We start from the raw sequence: 18,595 nt of genomic DNA, 5'->3' as shown, positions 1-18,595 counted from the left end.
TCAACCGTAAGGCATTGGCGTTTCTTCACCTCGCCTCCATCCGCCTGATGCTCAGAAGGCTTTGTAATCAAGCATGAAGTTCGCGGACCGACTCTCAGGTCCGCCAAGTAGTCGAATCGCAGGCCGCCACAGGCGCCATCCTCGCGCCAAGGATGCGACGCAAAATTTCGGTCGCTGTCCGCGTCAGGCCGGACCCTAAGTCTGGAGGTCTCGTCGAGGCGATTGGCATGGTCGCTCGCCGCTTGGACCTGCCTGCCATTCTTGAGACGCAAGAGACGGACGGACGCGAAGTGCACTGCCTAGCTCCGAGTTACGGTGATCGGGTCCTCACTCCCGCCGAGATTTGCGATCTCGTCGGATTTTGAACGATTTTCATCCATCGCGCAGGAACTCGGGGATTTTGGCATCGCTGCTCTGTGTCGGGCTCTCGATCGCGGGCGCCGCGCTGTTCATTCGCATCGCGAACGGCGGCTCGGTGTGCTCCTCGAGGGCCGGGGCCAGCGAGGGCGCCAATTCACCGTCGATCTCGACATTGTCATCCGCGATGATCGGCGGGGCGTCGTCCTGCTGGAGCCGCTCGCCTTCCGGGGTATCCGCGGAGGTGGAAGTCACCGGAGCGGACGTGGCCGCGTCGTTCTGCGCAGCGGATTTCTGCTCGGCCTTGGGCCGCCCACGTCGCCGGGCGACCGTGACGCTCGGGGCGGGCTCGCCCTCGCCCTCGCCCTCGACCTCGGGCTCGCGCCGATCAGAATCGTCGTCCGAGGCTTCGCCACTGGAGGTGTCGCTCTCCGCGCCATTCGGCGACGGCGGCAGGCTGATGGCGATCACCTGCCCGCGGACCGCCTCCACGAGCGGGATCACGATCGACGGCGCGGCCCGCCCCTGCCACAGGCAGCAGGCAATTCCATGCGTGCGTCTCGCGTCCGTGTGGCAGGTGAGGCCGAGCTCGATGAGCATTTGCGCGAGGGCTGGAGAGGGCTTCTGCGGCAGGACGAGCACGAGATCGCAGGGAGTCGTATCGATCGCCGGAGGATCGACCGTCGGCATAGCGTCGCCGCGAGCCTCGAGCGCTGCGCGTTGGGATGGATCGTTCAGCATTTCCGCGGCGATTCCAATCGCCCCGTAGATCATCTTAGCGGTGACGCCGCCGATCGGTCGATCGAGATGAGCTTTGAGCGCCTCACGGCCGGTCCGTCTCCACATGGCATTGATGGCTTTGGAGGACGCAGAATGCAACGAATGGAGCGCCTCGGCCTCGGCGGCGAAAGTGGCTGGATCTGGCATGATCATTGGCGGCACCGAAGGGTTAATGGAGATCGATGTGTAAGCGTCACTCGAGATTTTGGCTCTGTCAATAGCGTATATTATTTTTCTGCGATGAAACTAACCTTTTTAGCCTCGAAGCTATTCCCGGGGCTCAGAGTTCACATGTCGTTCTCTACGGACTAATTGATCGTCTCATCGGTCAACTTTCGTTAGAAACCTTGCAAAGATAGGCGGTCCTCGCCCGAAACGGCCGTTGTCTGGAGGGGTACCATTAAGCTTCCGCCAATCCGTTGCCTCTTGCCGAATGGCGCCGGCTCAGGCGCGACGGAGCCGTCCAAGGCCTCGCTATCATCGCGTCCGATCGCCGCGTAAGATAGACGACTGAAAGAGGTCGCATGGTCGTCGCGAATCGACCATCGGCGCGAACGTTGGGAAATGGGTAAAGGAGTGATCGGCGACGCCGAAAAAAGCGCGGACAGCTGGTAACTCGTAAAACTGGTAACACGCTATGCATTTTTCTCGCGGGTTACGGCGCCTCGCCCACGAGTTGCCGTGACGTCATCGTAACTCTTCGTTTCAAAAATAGGCTTAAAATCAATAGCTTGAAGAGAGAGCTCGCGACGCATTCTCGGGTTGAGCCGAAAAGGCGTCGAATGGCGCGCGCATCACCTCGCTCTAGATGTGATCGCCAATCAAGCGGCAGCATGCTCCTGGGAATGTAGGCCCTCATGAGCGCACGTGGCGTGGCGCGGCGCAAACGCATCACCTCGGTTTCGACCTCGAAACGCAGTTACGCCCGCTCGTCCTCCGATCGGAGCGAACGCCGGTAAAGGAGTGGCCGGCGACGCCGAAAAAAACGCTGACGGCTGGAAACTGGTAAAACCGGTAAACACGCTATGAGTTTTTCTTGCAGGCTGGCTTGGCTGATCGCGTTTTGCCGAATATCGTCACCAGCCATAGCGCAGCGGCCTGCCCGGTCATTGCGAGGGCGGTCGGAGCTCGATCGAGCTCTGAATAGAATTCATTTCATCCTGAATGAGGGACGTGTATTTCGATGGACGCCATTGTTCATCCCGAAGACCAAAATGTCTCAGTATTTCAAAGCAATCTCCCGATCGCCGAAAAGCTCGATCGCGCGCGCAAGGAACTGCTGGACCTCTCGGCGCGAAATCGGCTGCTCAACATGCCGCGGTCCGCCAAGGCGGGACGATCGCTCGAAATCGTGGATGAGAAGAGCGCCGAAGTCTTTCGCCTGCTGATACGAGAAGGCAAGGTCTTCACCTTCGTCGCCGGAAAGGCGGCGCGCGCGAGCGACGGCGAGCCGGAGGGGGAAAGCGACGAAATATCGGACCTCGCCCAGCCCGAAGACGATGTCGCGGATGAGCGCGGCGTGTTCACCAGACATTCCGACACGCGGCTCCAGACCCGGCTGACGCCGAAAGGGCTTCAGAAGCGACTGCTCGAGCTCTATTACGACGCGCGCACGCTTGAGGAGGAGCAGGGCGTCAACATCCTCTATCTCACGCTCGGCGCGCTGAAGTGGATCGATCCGAAGTCGGCGAACCCGCGTTTCGCGCCCTTGCTGCTCGTGCCGGTTTCTCTCGAGCGCGGCAATGCCGGGGAGAAATTCAAGCTTCGCTCACGGCCGGAGGAGTTCGCGTCGAATTTGTCGCTCGAGGCCTTCCTCGCCCGGGAACATAGCATCCGCCTGCCCGATTTCGAAGCGTCCGATAGCTTTGACCCGATCGCCTATATGGACGGCGTGGCGGAGGCGGTCACGGAAAAGCCGGGCTGGGCCGTCCAACATGACGACATGGGTCTCGGCTTCTTCTCCTTCGCCAAATTCCTCATGTATCGCGACCTCGACCCCGAGACTTGGCCAGATCATGCGCGGATCAGCGATCGGCCGCTGATCCGCAGCCTGCTCACCGACGGCTTCGACGGCTCGGATGGCATGATCCACGAGGACGCCAAGATCGATCCGTTCATTCCGCCCGCCGAGATGGTGCACATCGTCGACAGCGACAGCAGCCAGGCGCTCGCCATTCACGAGGTGCGGCGCGGACGCGACATGGTGATCCAAGGGCCGCCCGGAACCGGCAAGAGCCAGACGATCGCCAACATCATCGCTTCCGCCGTGGCGGACGGAAAAGCGGTGCTGTTCGTCGCGGAGAAAATGGCGGCTCTGGATGTGGTGAAGCGCCGGCTCGACGCCACCGGCGTGGGCGACGCCTGTCTGGAGCTGCATAGCAACAAGGCCAATAAGCGCGCTTTGCTCGAAGAACTGCGCCGCACATGGGAGCTCGGGGCGCCGAGGGGACCGGATGCAGGCTCATTGTGCGCACGTTTGTCGGAAGCGCGAGACGGGTTGAACGCGCACGCGGCGAGAATGCACCAGCCCCATGCCGCGGCCGGGTTGACGCCCTATCAGGTGATTGGACAGCTCGTCCGCCTGCGGCTCGCAGGCGAAAGGCCTAATGATATCGAGCTGCAAGCTCCTGCGGAATGGACGGCCGATGGATTCTCGGAACGCCATGCAGCGCTGTCCGAGCTGGTCGAGCGCGTCGAGGCGATCGGCACGCCTGACGATCACATCTGGCGCGGCGTCGGGCTCGCCGCCGTCACGCCATTAGAAGTGGATCGCCTGACCACGCGTTTCGCAGCGCTCAGTGAACGGCTCCACGCGCTCGAGGCATCGCAGGTCGACCTCGCATCGATTCTCGAGCGCGCGCCGGCGACGACGCTCGACGAGCTTTCCCCGGTCATCGAGCTCGCTCGACGCATCGCGGCCGCGCCTGACCTTTCCGGCGCGGCGCTCGGCGCGACCGCCTGGGTCGACGATCGCGAGGCGATCCAAACGCTGCTGGTGAATGGCGCTCGTTATGCGAGCCTCCGAACCGATTTGGCGAGCGTCTTCCATGACGAGGCGTGGGAAACGGAGACCGCGCCGCTTCGCGAGACTCTGGCGCTGCTGCCGCCTGCCTTCTCTTCGGCGGCTTTCGAGCGCCTTGGGACTCTGGTCGCCCTTCTCCCGCGGCTCGTCGTCGAGGCGAAGGCGCTGGCGGACACAATGGCCTTTGCGCTGCCGCTCACGCTCGCCGATGTCCGACGTCTCATGCAGATCGGCGAGCGTGTCGTAGCGGCGCCGGTCGCGAGCGCCGAAGCCTTTGCGAATGATCTTTGGAACGATAACGTCGAGCGCGCGGCCGATCTCGCCGACGCCATTCGCTCGCTCGAGCAGGCGCGAGCGGAGATCGGCGCCAGCCTGTCGGATGCGGCTTGGACGATGGATTTGTCGGGCGCGCGGACGACGCTCGCTTATCACGGCGACGGATTCTTCAAGATTCTGAGCGGCGAGTGGCGACACGCCAACGCCTTGGCTCGTTCCGTCCTCCGTAGCCCGGATCAGCCATTGGCGGATACGCTCGCGCAGCTCGATGCGCTCATCAGGGGGCAAGCCGCCAAGCGGCTGATCGAGAGCGACGACGATTTCGGACGAAAAGTCTTCGCCTCGGACTGGAGGAGCGACCGTTCCGCTTCGGCGCCATTGTCGGCGCTCGTCGAATGGATGCGGTCACTGAAGGGGTTGGGCGATGAGCCGCGACGTGTCGCGGCGAATAATCCAGACCGCGAGATGATCGCATCCTGCATGGAGCGGACCGCGATGCTTCTCGTCGAGGCGGCGCCGGTCGTCAAAGCGCTCTGGAACGAGCTGCCGGAGCGCGCCCTATTGTTCGGCGCAGCGCCGACGGCGGACAGGGCCGAACTCGCTCCCATGCTCGATGCGGCGAGAGGATTCCACGCCGCCGACCGAGCTGTGGCGGCGCTCGAGAAGGCCTCGTTCACCATTCTTGCTGTTCGGCTGGATATGCTGGCTCTCATCGCAGAAGGGCGCACATGCGCCGAGGCGCTGGCGTCGAGAGAGACGCTCGGCTGCTCGGCCTTCGGCGTGGATTGGCGCGGCAATACATCCGAGTGGAACACGCTGAAGAGCGCCGCCGACTGGATCGATAGCAACGGCGACATTCGGCTCTTGGCGAGTCGGATCGAGGGTCGGCGAGCGCTCGCCGATCGAGCCGATGCGATCGAAGGAGACCAGTCGTCGCTCGTCGCCGATCTCGACGCCGCATTCACGGCAATGTCCTTCGACCTCCCAAGAGGTTTCGGGTCGGCGACCATCGGCCTCGTGTCGCTCGAAAGTCTGCGACAGCGGCTCGGCGATTGGGCTGCCGGCGGCGAGCAATTGTCCAAATGGGTCGCCTATCGAGATCGCGCGGAGCGAGGCCGAGCCCTCGGCTGCGCAGAGGTCGTCGGCCGTCTGGAGGATGGCAGGTTGAAGGCCGGCGAGGTCATCCCAGCGTTCGAGATGGCCTATTACGAAGCCGTCCACGCGGATCAGGTGCGTCTGGCGCCGGAACTCGGTCGGTTCGACGGAACTCTGCATGGCCGCAAGGTGCGCGAGTTCGTCGATCTCGACCGTCAGCGGATGGCGATGGCCGGCCTCGAGGTCGTGCGCGCGCATCACAAGCAGATTCCCCCTCGGGACGGCGGCTCCGTCGGTCCTTTGGGCGCGCTTCGCGCTGAAATTCAGAAGAGGCGCGGTCATATGCCGATCCGCAAGCTCATGGAGAAGGCCGGGCCGGCGGTGCAGGCGCTCAAGCCGGTCTTCATGATGAGCCCCCTCTCCGTGGCCCAGTTTCTCGTTCCGGGCGTGTTCGACTTCGACCTATTGGTGATGGACGAGGCGAGCCAGATCCAACCTGTCGACGCGCTCGGCGCCATCGCACGCGCGAAGCAAGTCGTCGTGGTCGGCGATCCGAAACAGCTGCCACCGACAGCCTTTTTCTCGAAAATGACCGGCGCCGTCGACGACGACGATGAGGATGACGGCGGCCGGGTCGCGGACATAGAGAGCATCCTCGGTCTATTCACGGCCCGTGGCCTGCCGACGCGAATGCTCCGATGGCATTATCGCAGCCGGCATCAGTCACTGATCGCGGTCAGCAACCGCCAGTTCTATGAGGGCAAGCTCTTCATCGTTCCGAGCCCCTACACATCCGAAGCCGGCATGGGATTGCGCTTCCATCACATAGAGCAAGGATTGTTCGAGGCCGGCGCCTCCCGCACCAATCAGATCGAAGCCAAAATCGTCGCGCAAGCGATAGCCGCTCACGCGAGCGAGCATTCGAATCTATCACTCGGCGTCGTCGCGTTTTCGGTCGCTCAGCGACGCGCGATCCTCGACCAGTTGGAGCTCATCCGCCGCACATTGCCGCCGGAGACGGAGGCGTTTTTTCAGGCGCATCATGCGGAACCGTTTTTCGTCAAGAACCTGGAAAACGTGCAAGGCGACGAGCGCGACGTGATCTTCATCTCGGTCGGATACGGGCCCACGACGCCAGGAGGTCGTGTTCCGATGCGCTTTGGACCGCTCGGCGCGGAAGGCGGCGAACGGCGCCTGAATGTGCTGATTTCTCGCGCCAAGCAGCGCTGCGAAGTCTTCGCCTCATTGACCGACGAGGATATCGAGCCCGATTTCGCGTCGACCCGCAAGGGCGTCTTCGCCTTTCGCCTGTTCCTGCATTATGCCCGGACAGGGAGGCTGACCTTGGCGGAGAGCACCGGTCGCGACCATGACAGCGTGTTCGAGGAGCAAGTCGCCAAGGCTCTCCAGGCTCGCGGCTATCAGGTTCACCGTCAGGTCGGACTCGCAGGCTTCTTCATCGATCTCGCCGTCGCCGACGAGGATCGGCCCGGCCGTTATCTGCTAGGGATCGAGTGCGATGGCGTCGCTTATCACGATTCCCGCTCGGCGCGTGACCGCGACCGGCTGCGGCAATCGGTGCTCGAAAGTCATGGCTGGACCATTCATCGAGTCTGGAGCGCAGATTGGTTCCAACGTCCGGCCGAGCAGCTCGACCTCATCATCGCCAAAATACAAACGGCCAAGGAGGAGCACGACGCTACGACCACGAGAGCGACTCGCGCGGCGCCGGTTGACATTGTCACGATCGAGCGGGAGGACTTCACAGAGATCGGCCTAGTTCCCGTTGGCGAAGAGTCTCAGAGTTCGAGCGACGCCTATATCGAAGCGGTGTTGAGCCGGCCCTCGGCTTGGGCCGGTGAATTGCACGAAGCGCCGATCGGGATCCTGATTGCGCTCGTCGAAGAGGCGGTGCGGATCGAAGGTCCCGTTCATTCTGACGAAGTCGTCAGTCGTATTCGCGACGCTTTCGGTCTCAAAAGAGCGGGAAATCGTATTCAGCAAGCAGTCGAAGCGGCGATTGGCGTCGCGGTTACGACCGGTCGGATCGAAAAGTTAATCGATTTCCTGTCGGCTCCGAATTCGCCTGTCCGCATTCGAGACCGAAGCTCCGCAACCTCGCAGACGCTGCGACGAGCAGAAATGCTACCGCCATCGGAAATCCGCTCAGCCGTAGTCGATGTCGTGCGGCGCAATTTCGGTGCGACCACCGATCAGGTCGTGCAATCGGTTTCCAGGATGTTCGGCATCAGATCGACCGGCGCGAACGTGCGAGACGTCATCCAAAAGCAGATCAACGAGGCGCTCGAAGGAGGAGTGCTGACGATGCAGGCCGGCGTTCTCATGTGTGTCGTGGGCGATGAAACGTCGAATGAGGAATTGGTTCGAGAAGCATAGTGCATGTCTGGCTTCACGCCTCCTGTATGCTTCCAACGAGAAAGCGATCGCTCCTGGTTGCAATGTGGGGAAGGTAGACAGTACAGCACAGAGTCAGAAGAATTACATTTCTGGCGGCTCTGTGGGAAACACTCGGTCACGCTGTCTTTTTCTTTGTGAAGTCGGGCTCGACGTTCGGCCACGTCGAGAACAGCACTCTCGATCTCGCGGAGCGACCAACCCAGCGGCGCGGTAGATGCCGGCCCCGAGCCGCGCGCACCGTCCACAGGCGCGCGACGACGTCGTCGAGAAGATCGCCGTCGCTCATGAATTCCTCCCGCGAATCTTCGGCCCGCGAACTTTGGGTCCGCGAACCTTCGGGCCGGGCTTGGCGTCCTTCGCCCCGCTCTTCGGGCCGCCGCTGCGGACCGGCGGCGCCGCCAGCAGGACGGCGATGTCGTCCCCGGTCAGGAACCGTCGCGTCAGCAGCGCGTCGGCGATGCGCTCGACGTCGGCGCGGCGCCGGCGGATCAGGTCGAGCGCGCGGGCGTGGAGCCTGGCGAGATCGGCCTCCACGGCGGCGCGCAGCGCGTGGTCGAAGGTCAGCGTCGCCGCCGGGTCGGAGCGGTGCAGCAGCGTGTCGCCCAGCCCGTGGGCGCCGAGGCCGTCGGCCAGCGCGCGCGTCGCCATCGCGAGATCGATGACGGCGCCCGTGGACGCGGCACCGAGCACGACCTCCTCGGCGGCGCGCCCGGCGAGCAGCAGCGCGACGCCGGCGTCGAGGTCGGCGCGAGTCGGGAACTCGGGTCGGTGCCCCGCGGCGCGGGTCTCCCCGCCGGCGTTCCCGCGCACGACGATCGACGTCGAGGCGATGGTCAGGCCCGCGTCGAGATAGGCGACGCAGTGCCCGGCCTCATGGACGGCGGCGATGCGGCGGTCGGCGGGCGAGCGATGATCGGGCGGAGCGACCGCGCGCAGCAGGTCGTCGAGCCCGGCGTCGCGGCGCGCGCTGCGGGCGGCGTGGAGGACGTCGCGCGCCCAATGCGCCGCCTGCGCCGGCGTCGCGCCGGGCCCGGCGAGACGGACCGTCGCGACGAGATCGGCGTCGGCGACGCCCGAAAGCGCGTCGCCGAGCCGCCAGCGCAGGATACGCGCGAGCGTGTCCGCTCCGGGCGGAGCGACGTCGACGCGCGTCAGCCGGCCCGGCCTGACGGCGGCGGCGTCCACCGCATCGGCGCAATTGGAGGCGGCGACCACGATCACGCCGTCGTGGTCCTCGAGCAGGGTCAGCACCAGGGTGACGACCGGCGTCCAGAAGTCGCGGCCGCGCCGATCCATCGACGACCTGTCGGGGCATGCGGCCTCGCACTCGTCGATGCAGAGGACACAGGCGCCGGCGGCGGAGGCGGCGGCGCGCGCCGCATCGAAGACGTCCTGCATCGCGCGGGCGATGGTGCCGAGGTGGCCGGCGTCGCCGCCGCGCGCGAACATCCGCCCGCAGGAATCGACGATCAGCGGGACGTCCATCCCCTTCGCGAGGGCCGCCGCAAAAGTCGTCTTTCCCGCGCCGGGCGGGCCGGCGAGCAGCACGCCCGGCGTCCGCACGTCGCGCCAGCGGATTCGACCGGCGCGATAGTCGGCGACGCCCGACGCGATGTCCCGCGCCAGCCGGCGCAGATCGGCGGGCAGGCAGTCGAGCGGCGGGACGTCGTCCGCGTCGCGGATCGCCCCGACGGTCACCGCCTTCTTGGCGTCGGCGATCCGCAGCAAATTGGCGACGACGTCGCGCGCCGCCGCGCCCGAGCGGAAGCAGGCCACGATCTCATGGAAGCCGAGCGTCGAGACGTCGGGGAGCGCGTCGGGAACGCGTCCGCTCGCATACTTCCGCAGCAGCGAGCGCAGGACTTTGGCGTCGGGAGCGCAGACGCGGACCTGCGCGTCGGCGACGGCGACCAGCGTCGACGGCAGGCACCGCTGCGGATCCTGAGAGACGCCGATCACGGAACGCCCGCCCGCGAGATCCGCGGCGACGCCGTCGTTGCCGTGCGCGGGATCGTGGTCGCGGCGGCTGGAGCCGTCCCGAGACACGCAGACGATCTTTTGCGGATCCTTGCGGACGGCGCGCGCCAGGGCCGGGCACCAGTCGGCGCCGGGCGCATGGACGACCACGGCCACCGTGGCGCCGCGACGGATGCGCCGGCGCAGATCCGCCGGCAGGGCCGCCCCGAGGCACGCCCCCGCGAGCGCGTCGGCGACGTTGCCGGGCGCGGGCGCATCGTCGTCGGGGCGGTCGAAGAGATCGTCGTCGTCGTTTCGTTGCAGGTCCGAGAGCTTGCTCATTGGTCCCTCCCGCGCGCCGCGCCGCCGGGACGACCGAGGCGATAGAAGCGGCCCGCCGTGCGCGCCCAGCCGGCGTCGGCGTCGAGCGCGAAAAGATCCGAGGTGATAATGCTACGGTTGTCGAGCACGGGATGACCAGTAACCGCTCCTGCGAGAGCGGGCGCTATGCGCGCGACGACTATCCAACGATCGAGGATTGGAGCGTTGTCGAGATCATCGTCCGACGGGCGTCCCTCTGCGAGGAGGCGCTCTATATCGCCTGCAAGAAGTCTCGCTCGCCGTATGATTTCGGCCGGATCATGACCCAGAAAAAGCTTATCGTGCATAACTTACACCCCTCCAGAAAATCTCGTGTCGACGTCGCGGTGATTCACCGACGACAAAAGGTGCCCTCCGGCGTGCGCTTTGCTGTCATTGCGCGACGCGAAACCGACGACGGCGCGGCAAACTCGATGCACAAAGCCTCTGGATCACCGGCGCGTGGCGCCATCCGTCAGCGATGAGGTCGCAGGCGAGCGAATTTTGGCGACACAGACCAAAAATGAGGATTTCGCGTGCGGCGGCATCGCCACGAAGGACGTGGAGCAGCGCGACGCTCATTACGGCGTCGACAGCGTCGGCCGGAGCGCGCTTGTCGTGAAGAGTGCGAATAGCGCGAGCGATCGCGACCGCCGCATCGTCACGGGCGGCGCGCCAATCGGCGCCGAAGAGAGACGCCAACTCCTGTGTCAGCACCGCCTCATGTGCGCTCGTGAAGGCGCAGGCCGGAAAACTTCTCCACCAAACGAGAGAAGACGTGCGATGAGATTCGATATTATGATAAGGCTGCATGCATAGATCTCCTGATCGCGCTCGCTGCGAGCGCGTTGAAATTCGGGAATCGGGGAGCTAGATCAGAACGACGACTGTAACCGCCGCGCGGATCGAGGGCGGAACACCTCGGTCGTAGTGATCAGGCGGTGATCGCCGACTGCGGGGTGCGCGATGCTCGTAAGTGTGAGCGCCGACCTCATTCGCGCTACAATCGCCCAGTGATCGAGGATAGGAGCGGTCGCGAGCGCCTCGGTCGACGGTTCGCCGTCCGCGAGAAGGCGGACGATGTCGTCGGACAGCATGCGCGTTTCACGCATGATTTCGTGAGGATCGTCGCTCGGAAAAACTGGATTACTCATTACGCATTACTCCATACTGGATCGCAGATCATAGAAAGAGAGCGCTGGTTCAGTGAAAGCGCTTGGCGCCATCCCCACGTTCCGGGCGCGGGAAGCGAAACGACGTGGCCCGATCGCGTTCCGGTTGTCGCGGGTTATCCGGGGCCTGCTCCTGCCGCAAACGCGGGGCGACGATCGGCTGGCCGGCGGCATCGAGGACGGTTCGACGCCCGCGCCTCGCGTGCTGACTTCTGTCGACGTCCACCGCCGCAACGACTGGCCGCAAAAGCGTCGCGATTTGACAGTCGAGCGTCTGCCGTAGGGTTGCGCTCATCGCTTCGATTTTAGCTGTCGCCGGCGCTCCGAGCGCCACGTCCAGCGCGTCGCCATGAAGCGTGATATCCGCGGAAAATCCGGATAGGCCGAGCCAGTCGACCAAGGCCGCGCCGCCGGTCTCTACAGTGTCGAAGCCGAGCTGCCGCAGCCAGGAAACCAAGCTCAGATCGACTGCCCGAATTTCCCGTTCCATGCGCCGACGCTTTACCGGCCCGGTCTCTCCGCCTCCGCGGCGTATCTGAAGCGCGCAGGCCCAACGTGCATCGACGGCGACAATATCGGCGTCGAAATAGCCGCCGATATCGTCTTGGCTAAAGGTGATGCGCTGAATTCGGTCGAGCGCGAAGTCGGGAGAAGAGACGATGGTGAGAGCGCTGCGCATGAACGGGATTCTGACGTTCCTCCAGACTTCCATTCCGCTCTCGACGAGCGCCTCGGCGATTGCAGCTTCGATGAGGCCGCCGTGGCGCTTCACTATCGATCCGCACGTCGACAGCAATCTCGCGAGCGACGGATCGAACAACGGGTCGCAAGGGAAACTCGCGGCGAACGCATTTGCGACGGCCTGGCGTGTCGTGCGCACGAGGTCGTCGCTGCAATGAACCGGATTTTGTTGCTGGGGGCGGTGATGCGGTTTGATGGGCATGTCACTTCTCCTTCTCGGCTGATGGCATGCTCTAAAGACCATAAAAAATCCGATGCGTCATCAAATCACCGGAGTTATAGTTAACCAATGACAAATGATTCGCCACCACGACTTACACCCGCCCAGCTTCGCGCCGCGCGCGGCTGGCTCAATCTCTCACAGCGCGAGCTCGCGCAGACGTGCGCTGTAAATGTGAAAACGATCGCCGATTTCGAACGCGGAGCATCCGTTCCCTATGACCGAACATTACGCGACATCCAGCATGCTCTCGAAGAGCGGGGGGCAGAACTCTTGTTCGAAGATGGGGTCGGCATCGGTATCAAAGTTCGGAAGCTATGATATTTCCCGAGGGCTAGCCTGACGTCGTAGCCGGCGATACGAGTCGAGCGCTGGGATTGAGTTCGTCCTCCTCGGGGCCTAAAGGGGCGTCATGGCAGGCTCGATGACTTTCACGAATGGAATATTGTCATGACCGCTCCCAAGGTTGGCGACTTTCTCATCGCTCGCGGCAAGTCGTGGCTCGTCGAGAATGATGACCGCACGGGATCTGTCTCAACTCTGCACCTCGTGTCCTGCGAGGACGACTCCCAAGGCGAGACGCTTCTGTTGGCGCCGGCGGCCGAGCTTCAAGCTCGAGTGGTCGATCTGAACGATTGGTCTTCATTGCACTCATCAGGCTTCGAAGGGCCCCGGCATCTCGGCGCATATCTTCGCGCGACGGAATGGCGATCGGCTACGGCCGCGGACCGGAAGCTCTTTCAGGCGCCGTTTCGCGCGGGGATCCGTTTGGACTCCTACCAGCTCCTCCCGCTCGCGAAGGCGCTCGAGCTACCGCGTGTGAACTTGCTGATCGCGGATGACGTCGGGCTCGGCAAGACGGTGGAGGCCGGGCTCATCGTTCGCGAACTCTTGCTACGGCGGCGCATCGAATTGATCGTCGTCGCAGCGCCGGCGTCGATGCTGCTCCAATGGCAGGACGAGCTCGCGCAGAAATTCGGATTGGACTTCACGATCGTCGATCGTGAGCATCTCCTCGAAACGCGTCGCACCAGAGGCTTTTCGGCCAATCCGTGGAGCGTGGGGTCGAGATTCATCGTCTCGCACAGCGTCCTCTCCGACGACGCCTATACCAATGGACTGCGGGACATCATGTCAGGCTTCCGTCCCGGCTCATTGCTCATCCTCGATGAGGCGCATCACGCCGCGCCCGCATCGGGGGCGGCATGGGCCGTGGAAAGCCAGTTCACGCGATCGGTCCGAGAAATCGCCGGTCTCTTCGAGCATCGCTTGTTCCTTTCGGCGACGCCGCACAACGGCCACTCGAACTCCTTCGCCACCTTGCTCGAAATTCTCGATCCCCAGCGCTTCACACGCGGCATCGACGTCGAGGCGAAGGAGCTGGAGCCGGTGATGGTCCGGCGCCTGAAGGAGGATTTGCGTCGCCTCGGACATCTGTTGCCGGAGAGGCGCGTCGAGCCCATTCGAATCGACGGTCTTCCCAAGGACGCGCCGGAATTGCGTCTCGCCGCAATGCTCGACGAATATCGCGAGGCGGCGGCCGGGGGCGCGAGGGCCCGTTTCCTCTTCTCCAACCTTCAGCAGCGGTTATTCTCCTCCATCAGGGCGTTCGACCGCTCCTTGCGCACGCACCGCAAGACGCTGCTCCGGAAACGAGAGGCGCAACAGGAGAACGAATCCGAGCTGCCCCCGGAATTGTCGAGCGACAATGACTTGATCGAGGAGGCGACGGCTCAGGCCAAAGGAGAGCTGAAAGATCTCGACGCCGCGATCGCCCACGTCGATCGGATGCTCGCGATCAGCGGCGCGGAGCGCGACGCGCCGGACGCCCGCATCGGCGCGATCCTCGACTGGATGCAGGCCGAGATGCTGGACGCCTCGCACGCTTGGCGTAATCGACGGCTGATTCTTTTCACCGAATGGGACGACACGCGCCGTTGGCTCGTCGCTCGGCTCGAGGAGGGTCTGCTACAACGCAGCCATGGCCGCGTGGACATCAAGGGGCGCATTCTCGTCTTTACCGGCCAGACCAGCCTCGAGGAGCGGGACCGCATCAAGATCGCCTTCAACGCGCCCTTCGATCACGAGCCCGTGCGCATCCTCGTCTGCACCGACGCCGCGCGCGAGGGCCTGAACCTCCAGGCGCGCTGTCATGACCTGATCCATGTCGATCTGCCTTGGAATCCCTCACGCCTCGAACAGCGCAACGGACGCATCGACCGCAAGCTGCAACCGTCCAAGATCGTGTCCTGCCGATATTTCATCTATGACCAGCGCGAGGAGGACCGCGTGCTGGACGCCCTGGTGCGCAAGACCGAGGTGATCCGACGGCAACTCGGAGCTGCGGGCGAAGTGCTGCGAATGCGCATGGAGCAGACGCTCACGCGCGAAGGCATTCGTCGGCGCGACGCCGCCGGCTTGGCGGCGTCCTTCGATGATGCGCAGTCCGAGCGCGTGAACATCGCCGAACGTGAATTGGGAGACGAGGCGGAGCGTCGCATCGCACGCCTGAAGAGCGAACAGGACAAGCTCCAGCGCGCGCTCGAGCAGGCGCGCCGCCGAGTCGGCGTCGAAGGCGCCGACATTCGCCGTGTCGTCGAGGTGGCTCTGGAGGATGTCGGCGCCGTCTTCGAGCCGGGACGCGCGAGCATCGCCGAGGCGGTCAAGCTCGATCCGGACGCGCCGAGCTTCTCGAAGGATGCGAGCTGGGCCTCGCTCTTCGACGAGCTTCGGCCCGGGCGTCCCTCCAATCCGAAGGACCGAGCGCGATGGCGACGTCAGACGCCGGTGCGCAGCCTCGTCTTCGAGCCGCCCCGCATCCCCGATGGGGAGCCGGAGCCGCAGGACGTGGTGCAGCTCCACCTCGAACATCGCCTCGTGAAGCGGCTGATCTCGCGCTTCGTCAGCCAGGGCTTCCGCGCCTCCGTCGGGAGGGTGACGGCGATCGTCGGCGACAACGCCGCGCCGCGCGTGGTGCTGGTCGGCCGGCTCTCGCTCTTTGGCCCCGGCGCGCGGCGGCTGCATGAGGAGATGATCCCGATCACCGCCGCCTGGCGCGACACGGGACGCGAAAAGGGCCCGCTCGCGCCTTTCGGCGAAGCCGGCGAAGGCGCGACGATCAAACATCTCGCCGAGGCCTTGCGCGACGGCCGCTCCCCCACCGAGGGTGTCATCCATCGCCTGCAACAGGGCGTGGAGCGCGACATCGCCGATCTGCGTCCGCATCTCGAGACCCGCGCCGCGGCGTCGGAGGCCGAGGCGGCCCGAGAACTCGCCGAGAATGGCCGCCGCGAGGCCGATGCGCTTTCCACCCTGCTGCAACGGCAGATCGACAAGGTGCGCGACGCCATTCGCGAAAAAGCGCCCCCGCCGCCGCCTGCGCAGGGCGATCTCTTCGGTCCTTCGACGGAAGAGATGAAGAAGCAGCTCGAAAGGGAGATGCGGCAGTTCGAGGCCGACCGCCGCTCCTGGGACGGCAAGCTCCTCCGACTTCAGGACGAGCTGGCGACTGAGCCCGAGAAAGTGCGCAAGGGCTATGAGGTGCAGGCGCGTCGACTCGAGCCGATCGCCCTCATATACCTCTGGCCCGCGACCAACTGAACGAGACCATGACCTATCAGGCGCGCATGGACGAAACCGTCGAATGGCTGAATTATCTCCAGCCGGAGGGGCTGGTCGTCGGCCCCAATATTCTGCGCGAGCGGGGCCTCAACCCCATCCGCCAGACGCCGCTCGACACGGAAGACGCTGCGCAGGCGCTCGGCCTTCCGACCGATGCGCGGCGCGAGGACGATCGGCTGTTCGAGCTGCACGACGCCTGGCGCTTCTTCGAGACCGTGCTGGAGTGGTCGGCGAAGCTCGTCGCCGGCGCCCCCGGCGGCCCGGCGATCCCGTCGGAGCTCACCATCACCGTTCCCGAGCATGAGACGCTGCTAGCGCCGGACATGGTCGTCCTATGGAAGGGCGACGCGCCGGAGGGCGTTCCCGCCCAGGCGCTGGTGATGCTGCATCCCTCGCTCGAGGCGGACGACCGTAACCAGTTCCCGTCGAGCGAGTGGGAGGCGAGCCCGCATCAGCGGCTGGAGCGCCTGCTGCGCGAGACCAATGTCGGCGTCGGCCTGCTCGTCGCGCGCAACACGCTGCGGCTCGTCTATGCGCCGCGCGGCGAGACGGCCGGCTGGCTCTCCTGGCCGCTCGCGCCGCTCGGCCGGGTCGAGGGCCGCCCCATGCTCGCCGGCCTCAAGCTCTGCCTCGGCCGCAGCGCCTTTTTCGCCGGCGCGCCGGAGACGCGCCTGCGGGCGCTGCTGGAGGCCTCGCGCGCCGCGCAGAACGAAGTCTCCGAAAAGCTTTCGGGCCAAGTGCTCGGCGCGCTGCACGAGCTGCTGCGCGGCCTGCACCGGGCGGCGCCGGAGCGCATCGAGGCGCTCGCCGAGAACAACCCGCAGCACCTCTACGAAGGCCTGCTCACCTGCCTCATGCGGCTGGTGTTCCTCCTCTATGCCGAGGACCGCGATCTTCTGCCCTCGTCACCCGATCCGGCGCTCCGCCAGCTCTGGGAGAAGGGCTATTCGATCAAGACCCTCTACATGCGCCTCCTCACCGACGAGGCGCTCAATCCCGATACGATGGACGATCGGCGCGGCGGCTGGGGCCAACTCCTCGCCGTGTTCCGCCTCATTCACGCGGGCTATCCCGGCTGGGTCACCGGCCGCGGCGGCAAGCTCTTCGATCCGGAGAACTTCCCCTTCCTCGAGGGCCGCGAGAAAGGCGAGGGCCGCGAGGCTGCGACCGTCCTCCCGGTCTCGGACGGCTGCATCCTGCGCATTCTGCATGGGCTGATGACGATCGAGGGCCGCAGCCTCTCGAATGAGAAAATCCGGGAACGCCTCTCCTATCGCTCGCTCGATGTGGAATCGATCGGCTCGGTCTATGAGACCGTCATGGGCTTCACGACCGATCGCGCGAGCGAGCGCATGATCGCGCTGAGGGACGAAAAAAAGCTCCCGACCTTCATCGGCCTCGACACGCTGCTGACGCAAAAGCCCGCCGACCGGCAGAAATGGCTCAAGGACAAATCGATCAAGCTCTCGGCGAAACAGGCCAAGGCGGTGAAGGAGGCCGGCGATGTCGCCGCCCTCGTCGAAGCCTTCGGAACTCTCGTCGACGAGCGCGCCTCGCCCAAGGCGACGCCCATCGGGCCCGGCGCGCCCTTTCTCCAGCCGACCGAGGAGCGTCGCCGCTCCGGCTCGCATTACACGCCGCGCTCGCTCACCGAGCCGATCGTGCGCCATGCGCTGGAGCCGGCTTTCGAGCGGATCGGCGAGCGGGCCTCGCCCGAGGCGGTGCTGGGCCTGAAAATCCTCGATCCGGCCTGCGGCTCCGGCGCCTTTCTGGTCGAGGCCTGCCGCCAGCTCGGACAAAGGCTCGAGCAGGCCTGGAACATGTATGGCGCCGAAAAGCCCGTCGTGCCGCCGGACGAGGACGAGGCGCTGCATGCGCGCCGGCTCGTCGCGCAGAAATGCCTCTATGGCGTCGACCGCAATCCGATGGCCGTCGATCTCGCGCGCCTGTCGCTCTGGCTGGCGACCCTGGCGCGCGATCATGAATTCACCTTTCTCGACCATGCGCTGAAATCCGGCGACAGCCTCGTCGGGCTCACGCGCGACGAAATCGCGGCGGCGCATTGGGACGCAACCAAGCCCGGCCTGCCGCTATTTCGCGACGCGATCAAAAAGGCGGTGGAAGGCGCGCTGCAAGGGCGCGAAGCGATCCGCAACGCCGGTGACGATGTGCGCATAGAGGCGCAGGCGGCGCGCTATTCGCGCGTGCTTGATGCGAGCGAGCCGGCGCGCATCGTCGGCGACGCGGTGATCGCCGCCTTCTTTTCCGCCGACAAGCCGCGCGCGCGGGAGACCGAGCGGCAAAAGGTCGAAAGCTGGATCGCAGGATCGATCACGCCCGATTGGGAGCAGCTTCGCCGCAAAGGCGACGTCTTTCGCGCCGAGCAGGGCTGGCGCCCGTTTCATTGGGACATCGAGTTTCCAGAAGTTTTCGTGCGTGAGAATCCCGGCTTCGATGCCATCGTCGGCAATCCGCCGTTCTTAGAGTCGGTCCGCGAACTTCATGCTTGATTACAAAGCCTTCTGAGCATCAGGCGGATGGAGGCGAGGTGAAGAAACGCCAATGCCTTACGGTTGA

Annotated in this window: 10 protein-coding genes; 5 read left to right on the top strand and 5 right to left on the bottom strand. The window is 64.9% G+C overall.

The window, feature by feature from the left end; genetic code table 11:
• Positions 1-372 precede the first annotated feature (372 nt).
• Positions 373-1,047 (bottom strand): hypothetical protein, encoded by a 675-nt coding sequence (locus EDE12_RS21285; RefSeq protein ID WP_134188291.1) that lies wholly within the window; start codon positions 1,045-1,047, stop codon positions 373-375.
• A 1,273-nt stretch (positions 1,048-2,320) separates the two neighbouring features.
• Between EDE12_RS21285 and EDE12_RS21280 the strand changes: the two genes are divergently transcribed.
• Positions 2,321-7,927, top strand: coding sequence for a DUF3320 domain-containing protein (locus EDE12_RS21280; protein ID WP_036291082.1), 5,607 nt, complete (start codon positions 2,321-2,323; stop codon positions 7,925-7,927).
• Positions 7,928-8,063: 136 nt separating this feature from the next.
• Here the strand turns inward: EDE12_RS21280 and EDE12_RS22035 are convergent, their stop codons facing one another.
• Entirely contained in the window at positions 8,064-8,234 is a 171-nt protein-coding gene (locus tag EDE12_RS22035) for a hypothetical protein (protein WP_157198945.1), read from the bottom strand.
• Positions 8,231-10,246, bottom strand: coding sequence for an AAA family ATPase (locus tag EDE12_RS21275; RefSeq protein WP_026599161.1), 2,016 nt, complete (start codon positions 10,244-10,246; stop codon positions 8,231-8,233). Before EDE12_RS21275 ends, EDE12_RS22035 begins: the two co-directional genes overlap by 4 nt.
• A 131-nt stretch (positions 10,247-10,377) precedes the next feature.
• Here EDE12_RS21275 and EDE12_RS21270 point away from each other — a divergent pair, with 131 nt between their 5' ends.
• Positions 10,378-10,749, top strand: a complete 372-nt coding sequence (locus EDE12_RS21270; RefSeq protein WP_134188290.1) for a hypothetical protein — start codon at positions 10,378-10,380, stop codon at positions 10,747-10,749.
• 390 nt (positions 10,750-11,139) lie between these two features.
• Here the strand turns inward: EDE12_RS21270 and EDE12_RS21265 are convergent, their stop codons facing one another.
• The gene (locus EDE12_RS21265) at positions 11,140-11,418 is read right to left on the bottom strand and encodes a hypothetical protein (RefSeq protein WP_134188289.1); all 279 of its coding nucleotides are present in this window, start codon (positions 11,416-11,418) and stop codon (positions 11,140-11,142) included.
• 49 nt (positions 11,419-11,467) lie between these two features.
• Complete coding sequence (locus EDE12_RS21260) at positions 11,468-12,379, bottom strand: hypothetical protein (protein WP_134188288.1); 912 nt, start codon at positions 12,377-12,379, stop codon at positions 11,468-11,470.
• Positions 12,380-12,466: 87 nt separating this feature from the next.
• Here EDE12_RS21260 and EDE12_RS21255 point away from each other — a divergent pair, with 87 nt between their 5' ends.
• The 3 genes from EDE12_RS21255 to EDE12_RS21245 all read left to right on the top strand — a co-directional run bounded on the left by EDE12_RS21255 (position 12,467) and on the right by EDE12_RS21245 (position 18,528).
• Positions 12,467-12,718, top strand: coding sequence for a helix-turn-helix domain-containing protein (locus EDE12_RS21255; RefSeq protein WP_084768556.1), 252 nt, complete (start codon positions 12,467-12,469; stop codon positions 12,716-12,718).
• A gap of 129 nt (positions 12,719-12,847) precedes the next feature.
• Positions 12,848-15,997: a DISARM system SNF2-like helicase DrmD gene (gene drmD, locus EDE12_RS21250; protein WP_036291077.1), complete on the top strand. Its 3,150-nt coding sequence runs from the start codon at positions 12,848-12,850 to the stop codon at positions 15,995-15,997.
• Positions 15,998-16,005: 8 nt separating this feature from the next.
• Entirely contained in the window at positions 16,006-18,528 is a 2,523-nt protein-coding gene (locus EDE12_RS21245; RefSeq protein ID WP_026599156.1) for an N-6 DNA methylase, read from the top strand.
• Positions 18,529-18,595: the final 67 nt, after the last annotated feature.

The sequence above is a fragment of the Methylosinus sp. sav-2 genome (assembly GCF_004366495.1).
Lineage (GTDB): Bacteria > Pseudomonadota > Alphaproteobacteria > Rhizobiales > Beijerinckiaceae > Methylosinus.
This window is presented reverse-complemented; position numbering and strand designations above follow the sequence as displayed.